This window comes from Micromonospora sp. NPDC048830 (assembly GCF_043198215.1).
In the GTDB taxonomy this organism is placed as follows: Bacteria; Actinomycetota; Actinomycetes; order Mycobacteriales; family Micromonosporaceae; genus Micromonospora.
In genome coordinates this window covers 69334-85491 of the sequence record NZ_JBICUP010000021.1, presented here as the reverse complement: position 1 = coordinate 85491, position 16158 = coordinate 69334, and the positions used below count along the sequence as shown (strand labels likewise).

Sequence of the window (16158 nt, the reverse complement as noted above, 5' to 3'; positions counted from 1 at the left end):
CCCACCTTTCATGAGTGGGCCGGCATTCGGCGTAGTGCATCTAGAGGCGGGCGGCCTTCTCGCCGTGTACGGCTGTGTATTCTGCCGCGAGCCAGGGCCCCAGGTCGTCGATGAGTTCGCGGAGCACAGCCGGATCTGGCGAGGGTGCGCGGCCCGTGATGGCGGCCCTGCGCATCTGCTCGGCACGGTCCGGATAGTAGAGCCCGAACACCTCGGCGGGCTCGGTGAGGTCGCTGGTCCAGCCTCCCCAACGGGGCATGACCAGGGTGAATCCGGTCCTGACGATGCGCCGGGCGACGAGCCGGCTGAGGGCTTTTCGTTGGCTGTCGGTCTTCGCTTCGGCCGCTCGGCTGCGCCAACGCGGAAGCGCAAGCGACAGGTCGCCGTTTGTCTCCCGGGCGAGCAGAGGAGTGGGCCGGTAGCGGGGGAGATGGTCGGCGAGGTCGTCGCCCAGCAGCGGAGTGCACAGGCAGGCGACGAAGAAGCCGAGATCGTGGCGTTCACGCTCGCTGAGCAGGGTCCGTGCGCTGAACAGCAGGATGCCCACGCCGTCAATCTGGGCGAAGGACCGATCGAGGTCCTGCTCGATTCTCTTGACATCCGCCCGGTCGGTCTCGGTCGGCTCGGCGTGCAGGGCGAGCAGCAGGTCGAGATCGGAGGCCCGGGGGATGGCGGTGCCGCGAGGGATGCTGCCGTAGATGTAGGCACTGTGCAGTCGGTCGCCACCGAAAGATTCGGCTATCCGGGCGCGTGCCGCGTCGACGACAGCGGCGAATGCGCCTGGCACCCGGCTCAGCGCGCCTTCACGCGCAATCGATCCCTCGGCGTCCAGCCCTCTTCCGGCCACCGGCTGGCCCTCCCTATGTCGGCGATATGGCGGTATCGGAGCGCCGTGGACACCGCCATATCGCCGACATGGCGGTTACCCGCCGACCCGGCGTGCCCCGACCGGCCTCAGTCGACGGTCGGCAGCTTCGGCCCGAGGACGTCGTCCGCGTCCACGATCGTGTACGCGTAGCCCTGCTCCGCCAGGAACCGCTGCCGGTGTGCCGCGTACTCCGTGTCGATCGTGTCCCGGGACACCACCGTGTAGAAGTGCGCCTGCCGCCTGTCCGCCTTTGGCCGGAGCACCCGCCCCAGCCGCTGCGCCTCCTCCTGCCGCGACCCGAACGTCCCCGACACCTGGATCGCCACCGCCGCCTCGGGCAGGTCGATGGAGAAATTGCCGACCTTCGAGATGACCAGCGTGCGGATCTCGCCCGACCGGAACGCGTCGAACAGGCGCTCCCGTTCCTTGTTCGTCGTCGACCCCTGCACGATCGGCGCGTCCAGGTACTCGCCGAGCTGGTGCAACTGGTCGATGTACCCGCCGATCACGAGCACCTGGTCGTCCGGGTGCCGGTCGACCAGCGCCCGGACCACGGGCAGCTTGGTGCGGGCGGTCGCCGCCATCCGGTACCGCTCTTCGGACTCCGCCGTCGCGTACGACATCCGCTCCGCGTCGGTGAGCGTCACCCGTACCTCGGTGCATTCTGCCGGGGCGATCCAGCCCTGCGCCTCGATGTCCTTCCACGGCGCGTCGTACCGCTTGGGGCCGATCAGGCTGAACACGTCGCCCTCCCGGCCGTCCTCGCGTACCAGGGTCGCCGTGAGCCCCAGCCGGCGGCGGGCCTGGAGGTCCGCGGTGAACCGGAAGATGGGAGCGGGCAGCAGGTGGACCTCGTCGTAGACGACCAGGCCCCAGTCGCGCGCCGAGAACAGGTCCAGGTGGGTGAAGGCGCCGCCGCGCCGCGAGGTGAGCACCTGGTACGTCGCGATGGTGACCGGCCGGATCTCCTTGCGCTCGCCCGAGTACTCGCCGATCTCGTCCTCGGTCAGCGACGTGCGGGCGACCAGCTCGCGCTTCCACTGCCGCCCGGCGACCGTGTTGGTGACCAGGATCAGCGTGGTCGCCTTCGCCTCGGCCATCGCCGCCGCCCCGACCAGCGTCTTGCCCGCGCCGCAGGGCAGCACGATGACGCCGGACCCGCCGGCCCAGAACGACTCGACGGCCTCCCGCTGGTACGACCGCAGGGTCCACGCCGGGCGGCCGTCCTTGCCCTGCTCGGCCAGCTCGATGGGGTGCGCCTCGCCGTCGACGTACCCGGCCAGGTCCTCCGCCGGCCAGCCCAGCTTGAGCAGCGCCTGCTTCAGCCTGCCCCGCTCGGACGGGTGCACCGCGATCGTGTCGTCGTCGATTCTCGCGCCGAGCATCCCGGCGAGCTTCTTGCTCTTGGCGACCTCGATCAGCACGACCCGGTCCAGGGCGCGCAGGACGAGGCCGTGCACCGGGTCGTTGGCGAGCTGGAGCCGGCCGTACCGGTCCATCGTCTCGGCCACGTCGACCAGCAGCGCGTGCGGCACCGGGTAGCGGGAGTACTTGATCAGGGAGTCGACCACGCCCTCGGCGTCGTGCCCGGCGGCGCGGGCGTTCCACAGGCCGAGCGGCGTGAGCCGGTACGTGTGCACGTGCTCGGGGGAGCGCTCCAGCTCGGCGAACGGCGCGATGGACATCCGGCAGGCCTGGGCGTCGGGGTGGTCGATCTCCAGCAGCAGGGTCTTGTCCGACTGCACGATCAGTGGTCCACCGCTCACGCCAGCGTCCTCTCCTGAGCCTCGTTACCGGCCCCGCTGAGTAACCCCGGGCCGACCATCCAGTCTTGCACAGAGCCGGATAGGGGCAGAAAATCCGGACACTGGGTGCAACCATTCCGGTATCTCCAGCGTCTATCAGAGGGACGATCGCCCCGGGAGGCCGCATGAAGCGCGTCAGGTTCAGGATCGGGGTCGTCGGCCTGGCTGTGGTCACGCTGGTCGGCGCCGCTGCGTGCACGCCCGATCCGCAGGCCGACCCGGGTGGCCGTGGAGGGGGGCTGGCCCAGGCCGGCTCGGTGGAGCAGGCAACGGGGGCGGGCGGCGCGTCCGGCTCCGACCAGGTGACCCGGCCCGTCAACAAGCCGACACCGGCACCCACGAAGACGACCGCGAAGCCGAAGCCCGCGCCGACCCGCACGACGGCCAAGGAGACGACGGCCCCCGCCGCCACGTCCTGCCCGCAGGGCGAGCACCAGCGCGAGGTGGAGACGTACCTGGCCAAGCTGGGCGGGTTCGGAAAGGTGATCGTGGACGGCAGGCAGTCCGCCACCGACTGCGCCGCGATCAAGAAGTTCCAGCAGCGGTACGACATCCGCCCGCCGGCCGGCCGCGCCGGCCCGCTGACGTACGACGTGGCGAAGCGGCTGGCCACGACCGACGTGCGCCGCTGCAACGCGGGGACGGGGTCGGCCACCACGTTCTGCATCGACCTCACCCGGCAGACCACCTGGGCGATGCGCAGCGGGAAGGTCGTCTGGGGGCCGACGGTGACGCGTACCGGGATGCCGGGCTACCGCACTCCCGCCGGGACGTTCAAGATCAATTATCGGAACATCAAGGAGTGGTCCAACCCGTACGAGGTGTGGCTGCCGTACTGGCAGCACTTCACCCAGGGCATGGGCTACCACCAGACCACGACCTACCTGCACAACAAGTCGATCGGCTCGCACGGCTGCATCAACCTGCTCCCGTCCGACGCCCGCCGCGCCTGGGAGCTCGGCAAGATCGGCAGCCGGGTGATCGTCTTCGGCCGCCGCCCCGGCACCTGACGCCGTCCGGCGACCGGTCCGGTCTCGACGCCGAGGCCGGCCCCGGCGCCCCGGGGATTGTTCCCTCACCCCTCCAGGAGGTGGGCGATGAGCGTCGACCACGACCTGACCACCGAGGACGAACCAGGCCGGGCCGCCGAGGTCACGGCGGCGGCCCTGCTCGGGTACGCCACCGCCGCCGTCGTCCTCGTCGCCTGGTTCCTCTACGGCTGGCTGGTCCAGCGGCAGGGCCTCGTCGCCTCGGTCGGCGAGTCCGCCGGGGCCGGGTTCGGCCTGCTGCTGGCCATCGCCGTCGTGGGCACGTTCCGCCGAGACCGCCGCTGACCTGTGCCCCGTCGACCGGGGACGCGGCGTCGACCGGGCACGCCCGTCAGGTCTCCCGGACGGCTGCCGTGATGCGGTGCAGGGCGAACGTGTGCAGCATCTCCGTGCGCTCGTCCTCCGCCCGCAGGTAGCCCGCCCCGATCGACACCGGCCGGACCAGCCGCGACGCGGTCGCCCCGTGCGCGTCGACGTACCCCACCCAGACCAGCGCCTTGTCGCGCACCGCCTGCTGGAGCACCGCCAGGGCGTCCACGTGCGTGTGCGCGGGCATCGGGCCGGTGCGCGCCGCGCCGCCGCGTACCACCGCCGGGGCCCGCCGTGCCGCCCGGGCCGCCGCGTCGCCGCGCCGGATCTGCTCCACCACCCCGAGCAGCCGGGGCAGGGCCAGCTTCGGGGACGCCAACGGGTCCAGCGTGCGGGACAGCGGCGCCCGGCCCGGCGCGCGCCGGGTCTTCGGGCGGGCCAGCACCGCCGCGCCGGAGGCGTCCTCCGGCACCGGCGCGTACCCGGCGTCGCGCAGCGCGGTCAGCATCCGGTTCATCTGGTACGGGGTGACCAGCACCGTCGGGGCCAGCCGGCGGAACGCCAGCGCCTCCAGCCGCCGGTCGGCCAGCACCTCGGCCAGCAGCGCCTCGTCGTCGCTGCGCACGTACCCGCCGGCCGAGCCCAGCCGCAGCCCGCCGTGCTTGCGCGCCACGTCGTCCACCAGATAGGTGAGCCCCTGCGGCACCGGGGTGCGGGACCGGCGGCGGAACAGGGCGTGCAGGTCGTCGGCCGAGTACCCGGCGTCCAGGGCCCGGCGCACGCTCGCCGTGGTGACCCGGTGCACGCTGGCCCCGCCCGCCGACTCGTGCTCGGCCACCACCTCCAACTCCCCGGCCAGGGCCGGGTGGGGCGGGCCGGGCACCACCACGGTCAGGTCCGCCTGCACCAGGAAGTGGTCGACCGGGGCGGGCAGCAGGGCGTCCAGCGCCCGTACGGCGGTCGGCGCGCCGTCGCCGTCGGCGTCCGCGCGCAGGCCCAGCGGGTCGTCCGCGCCCCGCTCGTCGGCCTCGGTCACGTCGGCCAGCAGCAGCCGCCCGTACGAGGTGAGCGCCCCCAGCCCGGTCACCCCGAGCTGGGCGGCCTCCGCCAGCACCTCCCGGTGCGCCTTCTCCCGGCCCCGGCTGCGCCGGGGCGCCCGCCAGTCGAGCAGTTCGAGGACCTCGTCGGGGGTGGGGGCGGCGGCCGGCTCCAGGGCGGCCAGCACCCCGAGGACGGAACGTCGGGCGGCCGGCGCCCCGGCCCGTTCCGCCTCGGCCGAGAGCACGCTGATCGGCCGGTCCCGGTCGTCCCGCTGCCCGACCAGGCCCACCTGGCGGGTCATCAGCAGCCACGCCCGGGCCAGCTGCTCCCAGCGCTGGGCCAGCGACATGGCGCGCCACACCTCGTACCCGCCCGTGGGCAGGATCTGTTGGTCGGCGCCGTACCGGGTGGTGGTGGCCCCGGGCAGCTCCAGCTCGCCGGCCAGCCCGGCCGCGTACGCGACCTCCAGCAGCAGGGCGGTCGTCGGATCGTCCAGCCCCAGCGCCTTGGCCAGCCGGCGCAGGTCGCGCACCCCGACCCCGCCCGAGCGCAGCACCGGCACCGGCTCGGCGGACAGCAGCTCCAGCAGCGCCTCGGTCTGCCGTACCACCTCCATGGTCTGCCCGGCCCCGGCCGAGTCGACGGCCTTCGCCTCGCGCGACGCGGCGGCCACCGGCGGCGGGCTGGCGCGCAGCGGGCCGAGCGGGCCGCTGTCGCGGCGCAGCAGCAGGCCGACCTCCCGGGGCAGCTCCACCGTCCCGGCGGACACCTGCACCAGCAGCCGGTTGTCGACCAGCCAGCGCACCGGCGAGCCGGTCGGCGCGCCGCCGTTGACCGGGTCCGGGGGCACGGCGTCCTCCGCCCCGAGCGGCGGGGCGGACAGTGCCCCCGGGGGCACGCTGCCCACCGGGGGCCCGGCCGCGAGCCGGTCCAGGATCGCCCGCGCCGGCGGGGGAGCCGCCAGCAGCGTGCGCCGCAGCTTCGCCGGGTCCGCGCAGAGGGCCGCCGTCCGCGGGTCCAGCTCCGCCGCCGGCCGGCCCAACCCCGCCGGGTACGGAGACACCTCGTCGACGCCGTCGGCCACGCGCAGGGCGTGCTCGGGGCCGTACAGCAGGAACAGCGCGCGCAGCCGGTTCACCGTGCCGCGGATGGTGGCCGGGGCGGGCGGGTGCGCCCCGGCGGTCGCCATGGCGAGGACCGCCTCGGTGGAGGTCACGCCGTCGGCCGGGTCCCGGGTCAGCCGGGCCGCGTCGAGGATCTGGAGGGTGAACTGGTCGAGCCCGTCCAGCGCCCGCGCCACGGAGACCCGGGACGCGGCCCGGACGGCGAGCGCGGAGACGTCGGCCGGCACCGGTACGACGAGGTCGGGCCGCAACTGGAGCAGGGCGGCCAGGGACTCGTCGGGCAGCGTCCGCAGATGGTCGGCGAGTGAGGTGGTCATCGTCGTTCCACGCTAGCCCGCCTCGGGCCGGTCGCGCCTCTCGGACGTCCGGCTCGGGTCGACGACGTGGCAGGTACGGTTCCGGCATGCCCCCACTGACGGTCGGTTTCGACCTCGACATGACCCTGGTCGACTCGCGTCCCGGCATCGCCGCGGCGTTCCGGGCGCTGACCGCGCGCACCGGCGTGCCCGTGGACGCCGACGCGGCGGTGTCCCGGCTCGGGCCGCCGCTGCGGGTGGAGATCGCCCGCTGGTTCCCGCCCGAGCAGGTCGAGTCGGCCGTCGAGGCGTACCGGGAGCTCTACCCGGCGTACGCGATCACCCCCAGCCTGCCGATGCCCGGCGCGGCGGCGGCGATCGAGGCCGTGCACGCCCACGGCGGCCGGGTAGTGGTGGTCACCGCGAAGGCCGGTCGGCTGGCCCGGCTGCACCTGGACCACCTCGGGCTGGCGGTCGACGAGCTGGCCGGCGACCTGTTCGCCGAGGAGAAGGCGACGGCGCTGCGCGCCTGGAACGCCACCCTGTACGTCGGCGACCACGTGGCCGACATGACGGCCGCCGGGGCGGCCGGAGTTCCCGGAGTCGGGGTGGCGACCGGCCCATGCTCGATCGACGAACTGGAGTCCGCGGGTGCCCGAGTGGTGCTCGACGATCTCACCGGATTCCCGGCGGCGCTCGACCGCATGATCCGGCTAGCCTTTACGCAGTAGACGTCTCAAACGAAGCAGAGGTTCTCACGTGCCTACGGGTCGAGTGAAGTGGTACGACGCGGCCAAGGGATACGGGTTCGTCACCAGCGACGAGGGTGGCGACGTGTTCCTTCCGAAGGGCGCGCTGCCGACAGGTGTCACCGACCTCAAGGGCGGTCAGCGGATCGACTTCAGCGTGGTGGACAGTCGCCGGGGCGCCCAGGCGATGGGGGTCAAGCTGCTGGAGGCCCCGCCGTCCGTGGCGGAGTTGCGCCGCCGGCCGGCCGAGGAGTTGCACGGCCTCGTCGAGGACATGATCAAGGTGCTGGAGGCGAAGGTCCAGCCGGACCTGCGGCGGGGCCGCTTCCCCGACCGTAAGACGGCGCAGAAGATCGCTCAGCTCGTCCACGCGGTGGCGCGCGAGCTGGAGGTCTGAGGAATCAGCCCGGCGTCGGCGGCCCGGCCCAGCAGCGCTTCCACGGCGGCGAACCCCGCGTCCCCCAGGTTCGCGGTGAACTCGTTGACGTAGAGCGCGATGTGCCGGTCCACGACGTCGGGCTCCATCTCCTGGGCGTGCGCGAGCACGTACTCCCGGCTGGCCTCCGGGTCGGCCCACGCCTGCCGCACCGACTCCCGGACCCACTCGGACGCCGCCACGGGGTCGACCGCACCCCTGCGGGCCAGGATCGCCCCGAGCGGGATCGGCAGCCCGGTGTCGCCCTCCCACCACTCGCCGAGGTCGACCAGGGCGGTCAGCCCGTGCCGGGGGTACGTGAACCGTGCCTCGTGGATGACCAGCCCGGCGTCGTACCGGCCGGCCGCCACGGCCGGCATGATCTCGTGGAACGGGACCACCTCGATGCGCGCCGGCGGCCGGTCCGCCGACCAGAGCCGGAACAGCAGGTACGCGGTGGTCCGGTCCCCGGGCACCGCCACCGTCGCACCGGTCAGGTCCGTGCGGTCCCCCCGGGTCAGCACCAGCGGACCGCAGCCCCGGCCGAGCGCACCCCCGCAGGGCAGCAGGTGGTAGTCGTCCAGCAGCCACGGCAGCGCCGCGTAGCTCACCTTCACCAGGTCGAACGCGCCGCGCTCCGCGGCCGTGTTGGTGACGTCCACGTCGGCGTACGTCACCTCGACCGGCGGGGCGCCGGGCACCCGGCCGTGCACGAGGGCGTGGAAGACGAACGTGTCGTTGGGGCAGGGCGAGATCGCCAGGGAGAGCGCCACGCCCCCACCGTATCCCCGCCCCTTACCGCCCCAGCGCGGGCACCGCCGGCTGTGACCGGCCTCCGCGCCCGGCGTGGCCCTCTCGCGCCCGGCGTGGCCCTCTCGCGCCCGGCGTGGCCCCCGCGTCTGTTGTGGGCGCTCGCGCCTGATGTGCTTGCCCGGGCCCGTGGTGACCCGGCAGCACCGGCTTGTGGCGCCGCCGGGACTGGGCGAGCGTGTGCTGTTCGCCGCCGGGGGCTGGGTGCCATGGTGCTGTTCGCCGCCTGTGGAGCTGCCCGCACGGATGGGGCAACCGGAACAGGGTGAGCGATCCTGCTAGGGCTGCCCGGACCGCCCGGAGCCGCCTGGGTCGCCCGGAGCCGCCTGGGTCGCCCGGAGCCGCCTGGGTCGCCCGGGTCAGCCCAGACCCTCTGGGTCGCCCGGTCGCCTGGTCCGCCCGGGTCGCCTGGATCGTCCGGAACCACCTGGGCCGCTCGGAACCGCCTGGGCCGCCGGCCGGGCCTTCTGGGCCGTTGGACCGTCTGGGTCCTCTGGGCCGTTGGACCGTCTGGGCCTTCTGGGCCGTTGGGTTGCCGGGCCACCTCTGGACTGTTGGACCGCTGGGCTGCCTGGGCCGTTGGCATTGGGCGCACCGGCGGGGCAGCTCCACAGGGGGTTGGAGGATGCCCACCCGGCGGGGCGGACCCCTTGCCTCGGGCGCGCCCCCGCATTCCGGCGCCCCCGCATTCCGGCGCCCCCGCATTCCGGCGCCCCCGCATTCCGGCGCCCCCGCATTCCGACGCGCACGCGCCGGCACCCCACCTGCGGCCACTTCCCGGCGAAGGTGCCGTGCTCACTGGGAGCACAGGTATGGCCGGACAGGACGGGACTGTGGGCGCACAGGTGGGGCAGCTCCACAGCGGCCGGAGGAGGTGCCAGCCATCGGGACGGAGCGGGTTTTCCACAGGGTTGTCCACAGGTTCGGGGCGGGTGTTGAAAGACCGTTCGGCGCCGCGGACCATCGATGCGTGACGGAGTCGACGAGTCTGTTCGAGGTCGGGGACCTGCTTCGGGCCCTGCGCAGGCGGGCGGACCTGAGCCAGCGGGAGCTGGCGGCGAGGGCCGGGGTCCCGAAGAGCACCGTGGCGCGGATCGAGGCGGGGCGGGGTGGGGATCCCCGGTTCCGGACGGTGGAGCGGCTGGTCGAGGCGGCCGGCGGTCGGCTGGTGATCGGCTCGGACGACGCCGGGTCCGGTGTGCCGGCGGCGGACGTGACGCCTGTGCCGGGGGTGCCGCACGACGGCCTGCGGGACGAGGCGGGGCGGCGGTATCCGGCCCACCTGGACGTCTGGGAGGTCGAGCAGCCGAGGGACTGGCCGGGCGCGTGGTGGGCGCAGTGGTGGAACCTGCCGCCCGAGCGGTGGCCGCGCCCGCTGCCGCCGGCGACGTACGAGCTGAACCGGTCGTATCGCGACCGGCGGCGGTGGGCGGACCGGATCCGGCGCGACGTCACGGTGCGCCGCGTCACCGAGGGGCTGGCGGCCACGTCCTGGCGGTTCCTGGCGGAGCTGCCCGACGGGCAGTTGCTCGGGGAGCTGCGGGCTCACGAGCGCAGCCCCCACCTGCTGTACGGCGACCTGGTCGACGCGCGGGAGCGGGAGGTGGTGCTGGACGGCATCCTGGTCGCCGGGGCCTGCCGCCGGCTGGGTATCGGGCGGCGGCTGGTGGCGGCCCTGGAAGTCGAGATGGCCCGGAACGGGATCCGCGCCGCGCACGCCGTCGCCGAGGACGACGGCATCCACCTGCTGCTCGCGTGCGGGTACCAGTTGCAGGCCAACCGGCCGTGTGTGCTCCGGCTGGAGCGCCCGGACGAACGCCGCCCGGCCCGCCGTCGGTGAGCGGCCGGGCCCGACGCTCCTATGCCGCGTCAGACGAGCGCCGCGGCGGCGGCCGTGAGGGCTTCGAACGCCTCGCGCATGCGCCACGCGCCGCGGTCCCGCGGGCCGATCGGGTTGGAGACGGTACGCAGCTCGGCGAACGGCAGGCCGGCCTGCGCGGCGGCGACAGCCACCCCGTACCCCTCCATGGCCTCGGCCACGGCGTCCGGGTAGCGGTCGGCGAGCGCCCGGGTGCTCCCGGCCGTGCCGGTCACCGTGCTCACCGTGAGCACCGCGCCGACCGTCGCGGCCGGCAGGGCGGCGCGCAGCGTGGCGAGCAGTCCAGGGTCGACGGGTACGGCGGTGCCGCCGCCGAGCAGCTCGGGCGGCATGCCCAGCTCGTCGACCGGGATGAAACCGTCGGGGGACTCGGCGCCCAGGTCGGCCGCGACGCTCCGGGTCGCCAGGACGGTGCCGCCGACCGCGATGCGACCGGCGAATCCGCCGGCGATCCCGGCGCTGACCACCGCCCCGTACGGCCGGCCGGCGCCTTCGGCGAGCGCCAGCAGCCGGGCGGTGGCGGCGGCCGCGACCGCGGGACCCACCCCGACCGGCGCGACGGTCACCTCGCGGGACGGCGGCGCGGAGTCGGCCAGCGCCCCGGGCCCGGCCGGCACCTGCCCGGGCAGGCCGGCCGCGCGCTGCCGGGGGACGGTCAGTCCGGCGCGGATCGCGTCGGCCTCGGCGGGTACCGCCGTGACCACGAGCAGCCCGGTCACGACAGCGGGCCCTGGGGCTCGCGGCGGCTCTCGTCGTCCGCCCCGCCCGAGCCGGCGACGGCGGATGAGGGCCGGTAGATGTGGTACCCGGGCGGGGCCAGTCCGGGGTCGTCGGCCGGGTCGGCGGTGTGCCGGGCCGGGGCGGGCGAGGTGGGGGCGACCCCCGTCGCGTCGTCGGGCTCCGGCTCCTCGGCCGGGGCCGGGTCATCGGCGAGTTCGTCGTCGCCGAGCGGCCGGCCGGCGAGCCGTTCGCCGCGCAGCTTCCCGGCGACGTACACGCCGCGGGCGGCGGCGAGCACCGCGACCCCGGCGGCGACGGCGATGCCGACCCGGCCGGCGAACGGCACCAGGCCCAGGCCGCCGCCGGCCACGAACGCGAGCATCAGCACCGTCTCGGAGTGGGCGAACGAGCTGGCTCGTAGCCGCTCCGGGATGCGCTCCTGGATGGAGGCGTCGACCGCGAGCTTCGCCACGCCGCTGACCAGCGCGGCGACCACGCAGAGCAGAGCGACCATCGGCAGCGAGAAGCGGATCGTGGCGAGCACCGCCGTACCGGCCACGATGATCATGCTGGTGGACTGGATCGCGGTGGGCCGGTGGATGCGCAGCCGGGTGCCGATCGCGGTGGCCAGGAAGGTGCCGGTCGCCAGCGCCCCGCCGACCAGCCCGAGCGCCACCTCCGCGCCGAGGTCCCGGCCGAGGAAGACGGTGGTGAGGTCGCCCTTCTTCAGCGCGAAGGCGAGGAAGAGCAGCAGGAAGCCGTACACCGCGCGGAGCATGGCGGCGCCGACGAGGGTGGCGATCACCAGCCGGCCGGCGGGGCGGCCCCGGCCCAGCGGGCGGTCCCCGGCGCGCCGGCCGAGCGCCCGCAGCGCGCGCGGGACCCGCTCCGGCGGGTCGGAATCCGCCCGGGGCGGCAGCCGCAGGGCGATCACCATGCCGACCAGGAAGATCACCGAGGCCACCCGGAGCGGCCACTGCGGGCCGAACCAGAACGCGGCCAGCCCGATCGGGGCGACGAGCCCGCCGGTTATGGTGCCGTAGACGCTGGCCCGGGCGCCGACCTGGGAGAGCCCGAGGCCCGCCGGCAGCAGCCGGGGAACGGCCGCCGACCGGGCGACGCCGTACGCCCGGGACAGCGCCAGCACGCCGAAGGCGGCCGGGTAGAGGCCGAAGCCGTGGATGTAGTCGGAGATCAGCCAGGCCAGGAACGCCCGGCCGAGCATGGTGGCCGCGAGCGCGTACCGGCGGCCGTGTCGGAAGTGGTCCAGCAGCGGGCCGACCACCGGGGCGAGCATCGCGAACGGCACCATCGTGACCAGCAGGTACAGCGCCACCTTGCTGCGCGCCTCGCCGAGCGGCACGTTGAAGAAGATCGTCCCGGCCAGCCCGATCGCGATCAGGGTGTCGCCCGCGCAGGAGACCGCGTGCAGGTCGAACAGGCGCACCATGCCGGCCTCGCCGCCGGCCCCCCGCGCCCGGGCCAGCCCGGCGCGCCGGGTCATCCAGCGCCCGCCGCGCGCGGACCCGTGCAGCAGCAGGCGGACGGCCCGGATGCCGGTGCCGACGGTCCGCCCGAGTACCATGTGCACCATCCTCGCCCATCCGGGCCATGCCCGTGTCACCACCGTCGCAGAACACGCTCCGGGGAGTGCCTGTCGGTCGTCGCCGCGCATGGGGAACAATGGTGGGGTGACCAGGCCCACCTCCGCCCGCGCCGCCCGCCTCGACCAGGTCTGCGCCGCCGCCGTCGAGGTGGCCCGCGACGCCATCACCGAGGTGGATCCCTCCGACATCGGCGATCACGTCAAGGCCGTCGCCGAGGCCGACCGCCTCGTCACGCACTACTTCGAGTGCCGGCTCGCCGGCTACCGGGGCTGGCGGTGGGCGGTCACCGTGACCCGGGTGCCGCGCAGCCGCAAGGTCACGATCTGCGACACGGTCCTGCTGCCCGGCCCCGACGCGCTGCTCGCCCCGGGCTGGCTGCCGTGGCAGGAGCGGCTCAAGCCGGGCGACCTGGGCCCGGGCGACCTGCTGCCCACCCCGCCCGACGACGAGCGACTCGCCCCCGGTTACGTCCTCTCCGACGATGCCGCGGTGGAGGAGACCTCCTGGGAGCTCGGCCTCGGCCGGGCCCGGGTGCTCTCCCGCGAGGGGCGCAGCGAGGCGGCCCAGCGCTGGTACGACGGCGACCACGGCCCGTCCGCGCCGATCTCCACCGCCGCCCCGGCCGCGGCCCGCTGCGGCACCTGCGGCTTCTACCTGCCGCTCGCCGGCGCGCTGCGGCAGTGCTTCGGCGTCTGCGGCAACTTCTACGCCCCGGACGACGGGCGGGTGGTCAGCGCCGACCACGGCTGCGGCGCGCACTCGGAGACCCTGGCCGAGTCGGGCGGCACCCCGGTCGACGAGTCGCCCACGGTCTACGACGACAGCGCCGTGGAGGCGGTGTCGGTGAGCCGGGCCCCGGGTTCGGTGGAGTCGGCGGAGCCGGCCGAGCCGTACGGCCACTCCTGACTCCGCCGGCGCCGGCCCCGGTGGCCGGCGCGGCACCGAAGCCTGAGCGGCCGGCGCGGCCTCAGGGCGTCAGCGGCCGGCGCGGCGGCGACGCCGGTTGGCGTCGTGACGCATCATCACGGCGAGACCGGGAAAGCCCCAGAGGAAACCGGCCAGGCAGGTCCAGAGCCAGTTCTGGTGCCCGTGTGCGGTGAGCCAGCCACGGAAGAAGATCAACAGCACCAGGCCGGCCACCGCCCAGGCCACCAGCCCGGCGACCGCGAACGGCACCATCGGCGGGTCGAGCGGCTCGGGCCGCGGCGGTTGCTCCTGTCGCACGGGGGCAAGCGTACGCGATCGACTCTTGCCGCGTGGCCAGTGATCTGCGACGATGCGCGCGACCGACAGAAGATCACCTGCGAGGACCCTGATGGCCATTGCGCCGCCCGGCAAAGGCACTCCCCCCGATCCCGCCCACCCCCGCAACGGCTTCGACCGCTTCTTCGAGATCACCGCCCGCGGTTCGACGACGAGCCGTGAGGTGCGGGGTGGCCTGGCCACCTTCTTCACGATGGCGTACATCGTGGTGCTCAACCCGCTCATCCTCGGTGGAGCCGTCGACGGCGACGGCAAGAAGCTGGCCATCTCGGCGATCGCCGCCGCGACCGCGCTGGTGGCCGGCGTGATGACCATCATGATGGGGGTCGTCGCCCGGTTCCCGATCGCGCTGGCCGCCGGCCTCGGCGTGAACGCGCTGGTCGCGTACGAGATCGCCCCGCAGATGAGCTGGGCGGACGCGATGGGCCTCGTGGTGATCGAGGGTGTGATCATCGCGATCCTGGTGCTCACCGGCCTGCGTACCGCGGTGTTCCGCTCGGTGCCCACCCAGCTCAAGACCGCGATCGGCGTCGGCATCGGCCTCTTCCTGACGATCATCGGCCTGGTCGACGCCGGCTTCGTCCGCCGCATCCCGGACGTGGCGGGCACGACCGTCCCGGTGGGGCTCGGCGTCAACGGGAAGATCGTCAGCTGGCCGATGCTGGTCTTCGTGGTGGGCCTGCTGTTCACCATCGTTCTGGTGGTCCGCCGGATCCGGGGCGCGATCCTGATCGGCATCCTCGCCACGACTGTGCTGGCGATCGTCGTGGAGGCGGTGGCCAAGGTCGGCCCGCCCTTCGTCAACGGCAAGCCCAACCCGAAGGGCTGGTCGCTGAACGTGCCGGAGTTGCCGAAGAAGATCGTGGACATCCCCGACCTGTCCCTGCTCGGCCAGTTCAACGTGCTGAACTCGTGGAGCCGGGTCGGCTGGCTGATCCCGCTGATGTTCGTGTTCACGCTGCTGATCACGGACTTCTTCGACACGATGGGGACGATGGTCGCCATCGGCCAGGAGGGGAACATGCTCGACGAGCGGGGCACCCCGCCGCGGGCGAAGGAGATCCTGCTGGTCGACTCGATCGCCGCGGCGGCGGGCGGCGCGTCGAGCGTCTCCAGCAACACGTCGTACATCGAGAGCGCGGCCGGGGTCGCGGAGGGCGCGCGGACGGGCGTGGCCAACCTGGTCACCGGCGTCCTGTTCCTGCTGGCCATGTTCCTCGCGCCGTTGTCGCTGGTGGTGCCGTTCGAGGCGGCCTCGACGGCGCTGGTGGTGGTCGGCTTCCTGATGATGACCGCGGTGCGGACCATCGACTGGACCGACTACGAGATCGCCATCCCGGCGTTCCTCACCATCGCCCTGATGCCGTTCACGTACTCGATCTCCAACGGCATCGGTGCGGGCGTCATCACGTACGTGGTGGTCAAGCTGGCGAAGGGCAAGGCCCGGGAGGTCCACCCCCTGCTGTACGGGGTGGCGGCGCTCTTCGTCGTGTACTTCGCGCGCAGCCCGATCGAATCCCTGGTTTACTGACGGCCCACCGGGTCGTCCTGCTGGTTTACTGACGGCCCACCGGGTCGTCCTGCCGGTCTACCGACAACCTACGGTGGTCGGGTGGGGTCGGAGCGTCCGATTCGGACGCTCCGGCCCTGCGGGGCGGGAATTCCGCAGGTGAGCATGGTCATATCGCATGTCGTTAGCCAGGCTCATTAGTTATGCTAACTATCGTGACGGAGCGGACGGTGACGGCGAAACGCGTGCCACCGGCGCAGCTGGCCCCCCAGTTGCGTGATGCGATCACTCGGCTCAACCGGCGGGTCCGCCAGGCCCGACCGGTGGGCGACCTGACGGTCACCCAGCTCTCGGCGCTCACCAGCCTGATGCTGGCGGGCGCCCTGACGCCCCGGGAACTGGCCGACGTCGAGCGGGTGCAACCGCCGACGATGACGAAGATCGTCGCGAAGTTGGAGGAGCGCGGCCTCGTGCAGCGCACCCCCCATCCGACCGACGGCCGACAGGTCATCCTCGCGGCGACCGAGGGGGGGCGGGCCGTGCTCGACCAGTTCGAGCGGGCCCGCAACGAGTGGCTGGCCCACCGGCTGGCCGAGCTGAGCGAGTCCGACCGGGAGACCCTGCAGCGGGCTGCGGAGATCCTGCAGCAGCTCGCCCGCGCCTGACCGCGCCCACAGCCGGTCCGCGCCGTCCGTCGTGGATGACGCGTACGA

Annotated in this window: 15 protein-coding genes; 8 read left to right on the top strand and 7 right to left on the bottom strand. The window is 74.0% G+C overall.

All coding sequences use genetic code 11. The annotated features are described in order from the left end of the window. Nucleotides 1–40 precede the first annotated feature (40 nt). Together ACGFIZ_RS19195 and ACGFIZ_RS19190 are read right to left on the bottom strand one after the other, a co-directional pair. Nucleotides 41–847: a hypothetical protein gene (locus ACGFIZ_RS19195; protein WP_393420964.1), complete on the bottom strand. Its 807-nt coding sequence runs from the start codon at nt 845–847 to the stop codon at nt 41–43. A gap of 107 nt (nt 848–954) precedes the next feature. Beyond that, complete coding sequence (locus tag ACGFIZ_RS19190; RefSeq protein ID WP_393420962.1) at nt 955–2634, bottom strand: DNA repair helicase XPB; 1680 nt, start codon at nt 2632–2634, stop codon at nt 955–957. Between the two features lie 164 nt (nt 2635–2798). Here ACGFIZ_RS19190 and ACGFIZ_RS19185 point away from each other — a divergent pair, with 164 nt between their 5' ends. Then, nucleotides 2799–3683 carry a L,D-transpeptidase family protein gene (locus ACGFIZ_RS19185; RefSeq protein ID WP_393420960.1) on the top strand — a complete coding sequence of 295 codons (885 nt, stop codon included), beginning with the start codon at nt 2799–2801 and terminating at the stop codon, nt 3681–3683. An 87-nt stretch (nt 3684–3770) separates the two neighbouring features. Next, nucleotides 3771–4007, top strand: a complete 237-nt coding sequence (locus ACGFIZ_RS19180) for a hypothetical protein (RefSeq protein ID WP_393420958.1) — start codon at nt 3771–3773, stop codon at nt 4005–4007. Nucleotides 4008–4053: 46 nt separating this feature from the next. Here the strand turns inward: ACGFIZ_RS19180 and ACGFIZ_RS19175 are convergent, their stop codons facing one another. After that, nucleotides 4054–6513, bottom strand: a complete 2460-nt coding sequence (locus tag ACGFIZ_RS19175) for a helicase-associated domain-containing protein (protein WP_393420956.1) — start codon at nt 6511–6513, stop codon at nt 4054–4056. Between the two features lie 86 nt (nt 6514–6599). Here ACGFIZ_RS19175 and ACGFIZ_RS19170 point away from each other — a divergent pair, with 86 nt between their 5' ends. Together ACGFIZ_RS19170 and ACGFIZ_RS19165 are read left to right on the top strand one after the other, a co-directional pair. Next, nucleotides 6600–7223 carry an HAD family hydrolase gene (locus ACGFIZ_RS19170; RefSeq protein WP_393420954.1) on the top strand — a complete coding sequence of 208 codons (624 nt, stop codon included), beginning with the start codon at nt 6600–6602 and terminating at the stop codon, nt 7221–7223. A gap of 28 nt (nt 7224–7251) precedes the next feature. Next, the gene (locus tag ACGFIZ_RS19165) at nt 7252–7638 is read left to right on the top strand and encodes a cold shock domain-containing protein (protein WP_347667170.1); all 387 of its coding nucleotides are present in this window, start codon (nt 7252–7254) and stop codon (nt 7636–7638) included. On the opposite strand, the gene ACGFIZ_RS19160 is transcribed toward ACGFIZ_RS19165, so the two are convergent. After that, a complete protein-coding gene (locus tag ACGFIZ_RS19160; protein ID WP_393420952.1) occupies nt 7599–8429 on the bottom strand; it encodes a 1,4-dihydroxy-6-naphthoate synthase in 831 nt (276 codons plus the stop codon). The two genes, ACGFIZ_RS19165 and ACGFIZ_RS19160, sit on opposite strands and share 40 nt — an antisense overlap. A gap of 1007 nt (nt 8430–9436) precedes the next feature. Here ACGFIZ_RS19160 and ACGFIZ_RS19155 point away from each other — a divergent pair. Then, complete coding sequence (locus ACGFIZ_RS19155; protein ID WP_393420950.1) at nt 9437–10306, top strand: GNAT family N-acetyltransferase; 870 nt, start codon at nt 9437–9439, stop codon at nt 10304–10306. 29 nt (nt 10307–10335) lie between these two features. Here ACGFIZ_RS19155 and ACGFIZ_RS19150 read toward each other — a convergent pair whose 3' ends face one another. After that, nucleotides 10336–11064 carry a futalosine hydrolase gene (locus tag ACGFIZ_RS19150; RefSeq protein WP_393420948.1) on the bottom strand — a complete coding sequence of 243 codons (729 nt, stop codon included), beginning with the start codon at nt 11062–11064 and terminating at the stop codon, nt 10336–10338. After that, nucleotides 11061–12659 (bottom strand): MFS transporter, encoded by a 1599-nt coding sequence (locus ACGFIZ_RS19145; protein WP_393420946.1) that lies wholly within the window; start codon nt 12657–12659, stop codon nt 11061–11063. The genes ACGFIZ_RS19150 and ACGFIZ_RS19145 overlap by 4 nt, the downstream gene beginning before the upstream one ends. On the opposite strand from ACGFIZ_RS19145, the gene ACGFIZ_RS19140 reads away from it, so the two are divergent. Further along, nucleotides 12649–13578, top strand: a complete 930-nt coding sequence (locus ACGFIZ_RS19140) for a DUF3027 domain-containing protein (protein ID WP_393420944.1) — start codon at nt 12649–12651, stop codon at nt 13576–13578. The genes ACGFIZ_RS19145 and ACGFIZ_RS19140 overlap by 11 nt on opposite strands. Nucleotides 13579–13647: 69 nt before the next feature. On the opposite strand, the gene ACGFIZ_RS19135 is transcribed toward ACGFIZ_RS19140, so the two are convergent. Next, on the bottom strand, nt 13648–13896 hold the full coding sequence (locus ACGFIZ_RS19135) for a DUF2530 domain-containing protein (RefSeq protein ID WP_393420942.1): 249 nt from the start codon (nt 13894–13896) through the stop codon (nt 13648–13650). Nucleotides 13897–13987: 91 nt separating this feature from the next. Here ACGFIZ_RS19135 and ACGFIZ_RS19130 point away from each other — a divergent pair, with 91 nt between their 5' ends. Then, nucleotides 13988–15466 carry an NCS2 family permease gene (locus tag ACGFIZ_RS19130; RefSeq protein WP_393420940.1) on the top strand — a complete coding sequence of 493 codons (1479 nt, stop codon included), beginning with the start codon at nt 13988–13990 and terminating at the stop codon, nt 15464–15466. Between the two features lie 194 nt (nt 15467–15660). Next, complete coding sequence (locus ACGFIZ_RS19125) at nt 15661–16110, top strand: MarR family winged helix-turn-helix transcriptional regulator (protein ID WP_393420938.1); 450 nt, start codon at nt 15661–15663, stop codon at nt 16108–16110. Nucleotides 16111–16158: the final 48 nt, after the last annotated feature.